Origin of the sequence: Stenotrophomonas geniculata ATCC 19374 = JCM 13324, from assembly GCF_001431625.1 — a bacterium.
Taxonomy (GTDB): Bacteria; Pseudomonadota; Gammaproteobacteria; order Xanthomonadales; family Xanthomonadaceae; genus Stenotrophomonas; species Stenotrophomonas geniculata.
The window spans coordinates 1-10,215 of sequence record NZ_LLXT01000167.1 but is presented as its reverse complement, the minus strand read 5'-3'; the positions used below and the strand labels follow the sequence as shown (position 1 = coordinate 10,215).

10 protein-coding genes are annotated in these 10,215 nt (G+C 65.7%); 4 read left to right on the top strand and 6 right to left on the bottom strand.

The window, feature by feature from the left end; genetic code table 11:
• Nucleotides 1-435: response regulator transcription factor (locus tag ARC63_RS22340; RefSeq protein WP_139042456.1), on the top strand; the 435-nt coding region annotated here is incomplete at its 5' end.
• Nucleotides 422-1,708 carry a sensor histidine kinase gene (locus tag ARC63_RS22335; RefSeq protein ID WP_049411177.1) on the top strand — a complete coding sequence of 429 codons (1,287 nt, stop codon included), beginning with the start codon at nucleotides 422-424 and terminating at the stop codon, nucleotides 1,706-1,708. The genes ARC63_RS22340 and ARC63_RS22335, both read left to right, overlap by 14 nt.
• Nucleotides 1,709-1,794: 86 nt before the next feature.
• Here ARC63_RS22335 and ARC63_RS22330 read toward each other — a convergent pair whose 3' ends face one another.
• Nucleotides 1,795-2,184, bottom strand: coding sequence for a VOC family protein (locus ARC63_RS22330; RefSeq protein ID WP_010482807.1), 390 nt, complete (start codon nucleotides 2,182-2,184; stop codon nucleotides 1,795-1,797).
• Nucleotides 2,185-2,319: 135 nt separating this feature from the next.
• On the opposite strand from ARC63_RS22330, the gene ARC63_RS22325 reads away from it, so the two are divergent.
• The gene (locus tag ARC63_RS22325; protein WP_010482808.1) at nucleotides 2,320-3,570 is read left to right on the top strand and encodes a DUF819 family protein; all 1,251 of its coding nucleotides are present in this window, start codon (nucleotides 2,320-2,322) and stop codon (nucleotides 3,568-3,570) included.
• Nucleotides 3,571-4,066: 496 nt separating this feature from the next.
• On the opposite strand, the gene ARC63_RS22320 is transcribed toward ARC63_RS22325, so the two are convergent.
• Nucleotides 4,067-4,291: a YbdD/YjiX family protein gene (locus ARC63_RS22320; RefSeq protein WP_005410613.1), complete on the bottom strand. Its 225-nt coding sequence runs from the start codon at nucleotides 4,289-4,291 to the stop codon at nucleotides 4,067-4,069.
• Complete coding sequence (locus ARC63_RS22315; protein WP_010482809.1) at nucleotides 4,291-6,372, bottom strand: carbon starvation CstA family protein; 2,082 nt, start codon at nucleotides 6,370-6,372, stop codon at nucleotides 4,291-4,293. Before ARC63_RS22315 ends, ARC63_RS22320 begins: the two co-directional genes overlap by 1 nt.
• A gap of 215 nt (nucleotides 6,373-6,587) precedes the next feature.
• Here ARC63_RS22315 and ARC63_RS22310 point away from each other — a divergent pair, with 215 nt between their 5' ends.
• A complete protein-coding gene (locus tag ARC63_RS22310; protein ID WP_057504425.1) occupies nucleotides 6,588-7,439 on the top strand; it encodes a pirin family protein in 852 nt (283 codons plus the stop codon).
• 128 nt (nucleotides 7,440-7,567) lie between these two features.
• On the opposite strand, the gene ARC63_RS22305 is transcribed toward ARC63_RS22310, so the two are convergent.
• From ARC63_RS22305 to ARC63_RS22295, 3 genes are all read right to left on the bottom strand, one after another.
• Nucleotides 7,568-8,026, bottom strand: a complete 459-nt coding sequence (locus ARC63_RS22305) for a hypothetical protein (RefSeq protein ID WP_010482811.1) — start codon at nucleotides 8,024-8,026, stop codon at nucleotides 7,568-7,570.
• A 194-nt stretch (nucleotides 8,027-8,220) separates the two neighbouring features.
• Nucleotides 8,221-8,940, bottom strand: a complete 720-nt coding sequence (aqpZ, locus tag ARC63_RS22300; protein WP_019338641.1) for an aquaporin Z — start codon at nucleotides 8,938-8,940, stop codon at nucleotides 8,221-8,223.
• A 121-nt stretch (nucleotides 8,941-9,061) separates the two neighbouring features.
• Nucleotides 9,062-9,925: a pirin family protein gene (locus ARC63_RS22295; protein ID WP_057504426.1), complete on the bottom strand. Its 864-nt coding sequence runs from the start codon at nucleotides 9,923-9,925 to the stop codon at nucleotides 9,062-9,064.
• Between the last annotated feature and the right edge of the window lie 290 nt (nucleotides 9,926-10,215).

The following is a 10,215-nucleotide window of genomic DNA, read 5'->3' as shown; positions in this document are numbered from 1 at the left end:
GCCGGTGCCGACGACTACCTGACCAAGCCGTTCGCGCTGCCCGAGCTGGAGGTGCGGCTGGAAGCGCTGCTGCTGCGTGCGCAGGGCCGCAACCCGCGCAAGCGCCTGCAGGTGGGCGACCTGGTGCTGGATCTGGCGACGCTGGAGGCCCAGCGTGAGGGCCAGGTGCTGCACCTGTACCCGGCCTGCCGCAAACTGCTGGAAGTGCTGATGCGGGCCAGCCCGAGTGCGGTGACACGACAGCAGCTGGAGTTCGCCCTGTGGGGCGACGAGCCGCCGGATGGTGACCTGCTGCGCTCGCATGTCTACGAGTTGCGTCGCAGCGTTGACGGCCCGTTTGCCGAGAAGCTGATCCACACCCTGCCGCGGGTGGGTTATCGGCTGGCCGTGACCACCGGCAGCGACGCTGGCAAGGATACTGATGAAGGCGCGTAAGCCCGGGCCGCTGTACCGGCGCGTGCTGTGGTGGTTGCTGGGCTACCTGGCGCTGCTTTCGCTGGCGGTGTTCAGCGTCGGCAATTACGTGCATGAGCATGCCGAGCACGCTGCCTGGCGCGCGCTGCTCAATTCCGAACTCGACAGCATCGTCGAACATGTCGAACACGAGCCGCATTACCGCTGGCAGGATTCGGACACGCTCAGCCTTTACCGCTTCGACGCGGTCAACCTGCCCGACAGCCTGCGTACCCTGCATCCCGGGCTGCATGACGGGGTGATGGTGAAGGGCCGCGAGACGGCGGTGATGGTGCGCGAGACCGAATCGATGGGGCGGGTCGCGCTGGCGCTGGATATCTCCGACTTCCACGATCTGGAGCAGTTCGCCACGCGCTGGGTGATGCTGGCGGGCGTGATCATGATCTTCGTCACCGTGCTGATGGCGTCCTTCGGCATGGAGCGGATGGTGCGACCGTTGAGCCTGCTGGCGCAGCGCATCGCCGATCTGCGGCCCGGTGCGCAGGGGCAGCGCATAGAGGTCGACCCGCGTGGCAGCTCCGAGCTGCACACGATTGCCGGTGCACTGAACGATTACCTGGACCGCAACGAACAGTTCGTCGAACGCGAGCGGGTGTTCATCAGCACCGCCAGCCATGAACTGCGCACGCCGATCGCGGTGATGACCGGTGCCGCCGAACTGGCGCTGGAGCAACCGGGCCTGCCCGAGCGTGCGCGCCAGCAGATGCAGCGGGTACTGCGCACCGCGCAGAGCGTGGAGCAGCTGATCGAACTGCTGCTGGTGCTGGCGCGTGATCCGGCACGACTGGCGGCGCGTGCCGAGCGCATCGCGCTGGACCAGCTGCTGCCGGAGATCGTCGACGACCATCGCCATCTGTTGGGCGACAAGGACCTGAGCATCGGCATCCAGGCCGCGCCGGTGGACATCGTCGCGCCGCTGGCAGTGGTGCAGGCGGCGATCGGCAACCTGGTGCGCAACGCCATCGAGAACAGTGGCCGTGGCCACATCGAATTGCGGCTGAGTTCGTCGGCGGTGCTGACCCTGCAGGACCCCGGGCATGGCATGAGCCCGGAGGAGATCGCGGCCATCCACGCGCGGATGGCCCGTGGCGAGCGCGCCGATCGTGGCGGTGGCATCGGGCTGGATCTGATCGCGCGGCTCTGCGAGCATCTGGGCTGGACCCTGCAGCTGCAGCCCTGCGAGCCGCGTGGCACGCGTGTCACGCTCGATTTCAGTGCCTCGCGACCGGGCTGATCCGGCCGTTCTGGTAGATGCCAATCCTGGTTGGCATGCTGCCCGTCGACCAAGGTCGACGCCTACCCACGCAATGGCTGTCCGCGTCAACGCCCGTTCGGCCGCGCCACATGCTGGTCGATCAGGATCACGTTGCCGTCGGGATCGGCCAGCTGCAGGTAGCCGGTCCCCTGGCCATCGGGATCGGTGCGGACTGCCAGCGCGATGCCCCTGGCGTCCAGCTCCGCCTGCAGCTCGCGCACATCCTGGAAGTGGGTCAGTTCCTGCTTGTGCTGGTCCCAGCCGGGGTTGAAGGTCAGCAGGTTGCCCTCGAACATGCCCTGGAACAGGCCGATCACGGTGCCGTTGCTGCGCAGCACCAGCCAGTTCTGTGCTGGATCGCCGCCGGTGACCGAGAAGCCCAGGGCTTCGTAGAAGGCACGGGAGGCCGCGAGATCCTTCACCGAGAGACTGACCGAAAAGGCGCCAAGCTGCATGAGTAGGCTCCCTGAGGGGATGGAGGCGTGGTCGGCACTGCAGCATGACCCGGCGTGAAGACAATGTTAATCTCGACCTGCGCCGCTTTATGCGGCGCTTTTTTTTCTCCGCTCTTTCGATCGACAGAGGATCCCGTGCCGACCGAACCCGCTACTGCCCTGATCAGCAACGACATCGTTGGACTGGGCCTGATTGCCGCCACCCTGGCCCTGATCTTCTGGGCCGCCAGTGGTCCGACCCCGCTGCTGAAGAAGATCTTCGCCTGGGTGCCGGCACTGCTGCTGTGCTATTTCATCCCCGCCATCTACAACACCGCTGGTGTCATCGATGGCCACAACACCTCGCTGTACAACCCGGTCGCGCGTGACGTGCTGCTGCCGGCCGCGCTGGTCCTGCTGACCCTGTCGATCGACCTGAAGGGCGTCATCAAGCTCGGGCCGAAACTGCTGCTCGTGTTCTGCGCCGGTACCGCCGGCATCATGCTCGGCGCTATCGTCTCGTTCCAGCTGATGAAGCTGATCCATCCGGAAACCGTGGCCGGTGATACCTGGGCGGGCATGGCGGCGCTGGCCGGCAGCTGGATCGGTGGCGGCGCCAACATGGTCGCCATGCGCGAAGTGTTCGGCACCGATGCCACCACCTTCGGCCAGTTCGCCGTGGTCGACGTGGCCTGCGCCAGCCTGTGGATGGCGATCCTGCTGTTCCTGGCCAACCGCGCACAGCAGATCGACACCCGCAATGGTGCCGACACCCGCGCCATCGACGAGATGAAGGCGCGCATCAGTGCCTACGAGGCGCAGAACGCGCGCATTCCCAGCATGACCGACCTGATGGTGATCGTCGGCGTGGCCTTGGGCGGCGTCGGCCTGGCGCACGCGATCGCCGCGCCGCTGGCGGGCTGGTTCAAGGCCCATGTCAGCTGGGCCAGCCAGTTCAGCCTGGACAGCCAGTTCGTGTGGGTGATCCTGCTGTCCACCGCGATGGGCCTGGGCCTGAGCTTCACTCGTGCACGCAGGTTGGAAGCGGCCGGTGCATCGCGGCTGGGCACGGTGTTCCTGTACTTCCTGATCGCCTGCATCGGCATGCAGATGAACCTGTTGTCGCTGCTGGACCGGCCATGGCTGTTCCTGCTCGGTGCGATCTGGATGGCCACGCACGTGCTGGTGCTGTGGGTCGTGGCCAAGCTGCTGCGCGCGCCGCTGTTCTTCTTCGCCATTGGCTCGCAGGGCAACATCGGCGCTGCGGCCTCGGCGCCGGTGGTGGCAGCGGCGTTCCATCCGACGCTGGCCCCGGTGGGCGTGCTGTTGGGCACGGTGGGCTATGCCACTGGTACCGGCCTGGCGTATGTCACCGGTCTGATCCTGAAGTGGATGGCCACCGGCTGAGGAGGCCAGCCAGGCGGCGCCCGGCACCCGCGGTAGTGCCGGCCGCTGGTCGGCAACCTCAACATCAAAAGCCAGAGCGGCATTCCGTGTGATGACGGGGTGGGTCCGGTTGAGGGGGACGGCGTGAATACGTCCATGTAGCCTCGGTCGCGCCATCCATGGCGCTCACGCCCCCACAACCGGACCCACCCGCCTTCGACAGGTTCACGCGGCTGTGGGTAACGGCGACTGCTGGTACGCGCGGGTTTTGGTAGGTGTCGACCTTGGTCGACACGATTTTTCTGCCAGATATCGATAAATAGAATGGGGTCAGATCCGTCTTCTTTCGGAAAACGGATCTGACCCCGCATGTGTCTCGCCGTCACCGGCAATCCGACACCGCCCCGCCAAGCAAACAGAAACCCAGAGCCGACGCTCCAGCAGTTGCAGTTGCAGTTGCAGTTTGTAGTTGCTCGGGCTTCTGCGGGCGCCGGGCTGCAAGCCCGGCACCCAACCCTCAACAGCAGCGGCCACCGTTGCGACCGCCGTAACGCGCTTCCTGGCGTTCGCGGAAGAACGTCTTGTAGTCCATCGGCTCCTGGTCCGGATGCTTTTCCAGCATGTGCCGGACGTAGTTGTCGTAATCAGGAATGCCACAGCACAGCCGTGCGGTCTGCACCAGGCGCCGCCAGATGCGGCGGTGGGCCTGGTACTGGCCGGCGGGAACCAGTTGCGTGCTCATCACAGATCCACCATTTCATGCGGCTTCAGCGCCACGTACGGGGTCTCGCGGTCGCTGCGCTGCGGATTGCGGCGGGCCGCCAGGATGGTCTTGATCGAATACACCAGCACCGCGCCCACCACCAGCAGGAACAGCGCGGTCAGGCCGGTGTTGACGTAGGCGTTGACCACGATCTGCTTCATCTGCGCCACTGACTTGGCCGGTGCGGTGATGGTGTCGCTGGCGAGCGCGGCCTGGAACTTGTGTGCCTGTGCCAGGAAGCCCTGTGCCGGGTTGCTGTCGAAGATCTTGATGAAGCCGGCGTAGGTGGTGCAGATCAGCAGCCACACTGCCGGTACTGCGGTAACCCACGCATAGCGGTCACGCTTCATCTTGAACAGCACCACCGTGCCCAGCATCAGCGCGATACCGGCCAGCATCTGGTTGGAGATGCCGAACAGCGGCCACAGTGTCTGGATGCCACCGAAGGGATCGACCACGCCGGTGTAGAGCAGGTAGCCCCACAGCGCCACGCAGCCTGCGGTACCGATGATGTTGGCGGTCCACGACTCGGTCTTCTTCAGGGCCGGCACGAAGTTGCCCAGCAGGTCCTGCAGCATGAAGCGTCCGGCGCGGGTACCGGCGTCCACCGCGGTCAGGATGAACAACGCCTCGAACAGGATCGCGAAGTGGTACCAGAACGCCATCATCGCGTCGCTGCCACTGGGAATTGCTTCGTGCAGGATCTGCGCGATGCCCACCGCCAGTGTCGGCGCACCACCGGCACGATGCAGGATGGTCGGTTCGCCGATCGCCGCCGCGGTCGCAGTCAGCTGTTCGGGGGTGATGGTGAAGCCCCAGGTGTTGGTGATGTAGTGCGCCGCCGAGGCCGCGTCGGCACCGATCACCGCGGCCGGGCTGTTCATCGCGAAGTAAATGCCCGGGTCGATGATCGATGCGGCCACCAGTGCCATCACCGCTACGAACGATTCCATCAGCATGCCGCCGTAGCCGATGTAGCGCATGTGCGCTTCATTGGCCAGCAGCTTCGGCGTGGTGCCCGAGGAAATCAGGGCATGGAAACCGGAGACCGCACCGCAGGCGATGGTGATGAACAGGAACGGGAACATGCCGCCCTTCCACACCGGACCATCACCGCTGGCGGCGAACTGGGTCAGCGCCGGCATCTTCAGTTCCGGCATCACCACCAGGATGCCGATGGCCAGCGCGATGATGGTGCCGATCTTGAGGAAGGTCGACAGGTAATCACGCGGGGCCAGCAGCAGCCACACCGGCAGTACCGAGGCGACGAAGCCGTAACCGATCAGCATCCAGGTGATCTGGGTGCCGGTGAAGGTGAACGCCGGGCCCCAGACCGGATCGGCGGCGACCTTGCCGCCGTACCAGATCGCAGCCAGCAGCAGGATCAGGCCAACCACCGAGATCTCGCCGATCTTGCCGGGGCGGATGTAGCGCATGTACACGCCCATCAGGATCGCGATGGGCATCGTCGCGATCACCGTGAACATGCCCCACGGGCTTTCGGCCAGCGCCTTGACCACCACCATCGCCAGCACCGCCAGGATGATGATCATGATCAGGAACGCGCCGAACAGCGCGATGGTGCCGGGCACCTGGCCCATCTCTTCTCTTACCAGGTCGCCCAGCGAACGGCCGTTGCGGCGGCTGGACAGGAACAGGACCATGAAGTCCTGCACCGCACCGGCCAGCACCACGCCCACCACCAGCCACAACAGGCCGGGCAGGTAGCCCATCTGCGCGGCCAGTACCGGGCCGACCAGCGGGCCGGCACCGGCGATGGCGGCAAAGTGATGGCCGAACAGCACGTGCTTGTTGGTCGGCACGTAGTCCAGGCCATCGTTGTTGATCACCGCCGGGGTGGCCCGGGTCGGATCCAGCTGCATCACCTTGTTGGCGATGAACAGGCTGTAGAAGCGGTAGGCGACCAGGTACAGCGAAACCGCTGCCACCACGATCCACAGTGCGTTGATGTGTTCGCCGCGGCGCAGGGCTACGGTGCCCAGACAGAATGCGCCGAGCAGGGCGAGTACCGCCCAGCCCAGTTTGGAAAACCCTTTCATGAGGTGCTCTCTCCCGGAAAGACAGACAAAGAGTCCCGCGTGCCCTCGACAGGGTCAATTGGCACAGGACGAATCGGCGGTAGTACTTTGGTCGTACGTTTGTTGTGCTGACGTGCAGCGAACATCAGGGATGGAACAATCGGTTGCGGCGCCGTCCATTGGCGTGCGGCCGTGTGGCGTCCATCTTCAGTGGCATCCATCCAACAGGAGTCGCCATGAGCTTTCCCGAACCGGTCCGCGTGCTGCGGACCATCCGTGGCATGCCCACCTCCGACGGTGCCGGCGTGCGCCTGACCCGCGTCATCGGTGGCCCCACGCTGCCCGACCTGGATCCGTTCTTGCTGCTCGATGAGTTCGGTACCGATCGTGCCGAGGACTACATCGCCGGGTTTCCGGAGCATCCGCACCGCGGCTTCGAAACCGTCACCTACATGCTCGACGGGCGCATGCGGCATCGCGACAACCACGGCAACGAAGGCCTGCTGACCCCGGGCAGCGTGCAGTGGATGACCGCTGGCCGTGGCCTGGTGCATTCGGAGATGCCCGAGCAGGAGAGCGGGCAGATGCGCGGGTTCCAGCTGTGGGTGAACCTGCCGGCGAAGGAGAAGATGACGGATCCGAAGTACCAGGAATTCGCGCCCGAGCGCATTCCCGTGGTGCACCCGGAGCCGGGCGTGGACGTGAAGGTGATTGCCGGCAGCGTGGATGGCACGCAGGGCCCGATCATGCAGCCGGCCACCGATCCGCTGTACCTGGACATCACGCTGGCCCCGGATCGCGCCTGGACCTATGCGTTGCCGGAAGGGCACAACGCCTTTGCATACGTGTTCGAAGGTGGCGTGACCGTGGGGGAGCAGGACGCCGCGCGTGACGTGGCACGCCAGGAGCTGGCGGTGCTGGGCGGCGGTGAGCAGCTGCACCTTTCGGCCGGCAGCGAAGGCGCGCGGCTGATCCTGGTGGCCGGCCGTCCGCTGCGCGAACCGGTGATGCGCCACGGGCCGTTCGTGATGAACACACGGCAGGAACTGATGCAGGCCTTCGTCGATTTCCAGGAAGGCAAGTTCTGAGGGAGTGCCGGCCGCTGGCCGGCAACCTCTTCTGATCGGGAACGAAGCGTTTGCCGGCCAGCGGCCGGCACTACCGTCGGATCGGGTCGCATTGCGGGGATGCTGCCAGGCAGTCATCCCCGTCACCTTCAGCGCCCCGCGGCCACGGCCGACGGGGTCAGGCTCATGCCCTGCGCCAGCTGCTGCAGCGAGCCCAGTTCCTGGGCGCTGTCCGGATACAGCGAAATCTGCGCGTAACGCCCTTTGTCGAGCTTGACCACACTGATGCGGCGCTCGGCATAGCCGGGCGGCTGCTGGCCTCCCAGATCGGGCTGGTACCAGTACAGCGACTCACCGCCGAAGCTGCCCTTTTCCTGGCGCAGCGAGCGGTTCAATGGAAGGTTGGGATCGCGCGCACTGAGCATCAGGCTCAGTACCTCGCGGCCGTCCCCGGTGCTGGCGCGGCAGACCAGGAAATCGGCCTGTGCCTGCTGTTGCCACTGCAGGCCACTGCTGGCCGGCAATGAAGGACATTCGGTGGGAGCCTGCGCAGCGGCCTGGGCCGCAGCGAACAGCAGGCTCGACAACACTACAGGCGCGAACTTCATGCATCCCCCAAGGTGGTGTGTCGTTGGCTCCGCCGGATGGACCGGCAGCCTTGGCATCCCATCCCCGGATGCCACCCCGGCCGGCATGTGCACGGACGGTCAACTCAACCTTAACGGAACGTGAGCAATCGCACAAATTGCGGTTACAAGCGTAACCATTGCGGCCGAAGGTCGGCCGCAATGGTTCGCAGGCCTCAGCGGTCGTTGCCGATCCACTTGTAAATGATGCCGCCGATCGCGCCGCCCAGCAGCGGAGCGACCCAGAACAGCCACAACTGGCTGACCGCGCCGCTGCCGGCGAAGAAGGCCACCGCCGTGGAGCGGGCTGGGTTCACCGAGGTGTTGGTGACCGGGATGCTGATCAGGTGGATCAGGGTCAGCGACAGGCCGATCGCCAGCGGCGCGAAGCCGGCAGGCGCCTTGCCATGGGTGGCGCCCATGATCACGATCAGGAACACCGCCGTCAGTACCACCTCGCACAGGAAGGCGGCCGCAACGCTGTAGCCGCCGGGCGACAGCGCGCCATAGCCGTTGCTGGCGAACGCACCGGCCTGGCTGCCATCAATGGCGAAGCCACTGGCGCCGGAGGCGATCTGCAGCAGGATGAAGCCGGCCAGCAGGCCGCCGGCGACCTGGGCGATGATGTACGGCACCAGGTCCTTGGTCGGGAAGCGGCCGCCAGCCCACAGCCCGACGCTGACTGCCGGGTTGAAGTGCGCGCCGGAGATGTGGCCGAACGCATAGGCGCCGGTCACCACGGTCAGGCCGAAGGCGAGCGCCACGCCGAGGAAACCGATACCCAGCGGATTGCCGTCACCACCGAACTTGGCGGCCAGCACCGCGCTGCCACAGCCACCCAGAACCAGCCAGAACGTGCCGAGGAACTCGGCGGACAAGCGTTTACCCATGCTCATGTGTTGCACTCCTTTGACGGTTGAAAGTGTGATTTATGTCACATTTCAGTGATCAGCGGGTGACTGTAGTGTCAACGCCGGGTGCAGGGATACACCTTCGGATGTGTGCAACACGCGATGTTCAATACTGCGGCAGCGGGATGAACTCCTTGTCGTCGCCCGGGATGGTGCCGAAGCGACCGGCCTCCCAGTCGTGCTTGGCCTGCTCGATGCGCTCCTTCGAGCTGGACACGAAGTTCCACCACAGGTGACGCGGGCCATCCAGCGGCTCGCCACCGAACAGCATCGCCTTCACCGGCGTCTTCGCGCGCAGGCGACCTATCGCACCGGCTTCGGGAATCACCAGGTGCTGGGCGGGGATGTCCACGCCGTCCAATTGCGCGTCGCCTTCGAGGATGTACAACGCGCGCTCGCGGTGGCCATTGTCGATATCGATCTCCGCATCCGGGTCGAGGTCGATCGCTACGTTGAGGGTGTCGGCGAACACCTTCACCGGCGATTCCTCGCCATAGGCGCGCCCGGAGATCACCCGCAGCCAGGCACCATTGCGGCGCTGCTCGGGGAGGGTGGCCGCGGCATGGTGGTAGAAGGCCGGTTCGATTTCCTCATGCGACTTCGGCAACGCCACCCAGGTCTGCATGCCATGGATCGGGTTGTCATGGTCGCGGTCCGGTTGTGGCGTGCGCTCGGAATGGGCGATGCCGCGGCCGGCGGTCATCCAGTTGACGTCACCGGGACGGATCACCTGGTCCGACCCCAGCGTGTCGCGGTGGCCGATCGCGCCCGACCACAGGTAGGTCACGGTGGCCAGGCCGATATGTGGATGCGGGCGCACGTCGATGGCGGTGCCGGGGTGCATGAGTGCCGGGCCCATCTGGTCGACGAACACGAACGAGCCGATGCTGCGCGCCTGCAGGGTGGGGACGGCGCGACGGACTTCGAGGCCGCCGATGTCGTGCACGCGCGGGGCGATGATGGTGGTCATGCGGGCGTTCTCGCTGGCAGGGATCAGGTGATCAGCATCGCATGCAGCTGTGACGGGCACATGCCCCGTATGGGTAACAGGTTGTTCCAGCCAACGGCGCAGCCCCTCGTGGCTGTGGGGGTGGTCGCTGAAGGCAGAAGCAAAAGCAGAAGCCGCGCTTGGCCGGGCGGGTGGGTGGCGCAGGGGACGCTGCAAGTACGTCCATGTAAGCTCGATCGCCGCATCCATGCGGCTCACGCCCCTGCGCCACCCACCCGCCCGGCCTCTGACAGTTTCCGTGTGCTGTGCAG

Excerpts from the sequence above, each read along its gene's own strand:
- ARC63_RS22335 (WP_049411177.1), top strand. The coding sequence starts at position 422 with ATGAAGGCGCGTAAGCCCGGGCCGCTGTACCGGCGCGTGCTGTGGTGG.
- ARC63_RS22330 (WP_010482807.1), bottom strand. The coding sequence starts at position 2,184 with ATGCAGCTTGGCGCCTTTTCGGTCAGTCTCTCGGTGAAGGATCTCGCG.
- ARC63_RS22320 (WP_005410613.1), bottom strand. The coding sequence starts at position 4,291 with ATGAGCACGCAACTGGTTCCCGCCGGCCAGTACCAGGCCCACCGCCGC.
- ARC63_RS22315 (WP_010482809.1), bottom strand. The coding sequence starts at position 6,372 with ATGAAAGGGTTTTCCAAACTGGGCTGGGCGGTACTCGCCCTGCTCGGC.
- ARC63_RS22310 (WP_057504425.1), top strand. The coding sequence starts at position 6,588 with ATGAGCTTTCCCGAACCGGTCCGCGTGCTGCGGACCATCCGTGGCATG.
- ARC63_RS22305 (WP_010482811.1), bottom strand. The coding sequence starts at position 8,026 with ATGAAGTTCGCGCCTGTAGTGTTGTCGAGCCTGCTGTTCGCTGCGGCC.
- aqpZ (WP_019338641.1), bottom strand. The coding sequence starts at position 8,940 with ATGAGCATGGGTAAACGCTTGTCCGCCGAGTTCCTCGGCACGTTCTGG.
- ARC63_RS22295 (WP_057504426.1), bottom strand. The coding sequence starts at position 9,925 with ATGACCACCATCATCGCCCCGCGCGTGCACGACATCGGCGGCCTCGAA.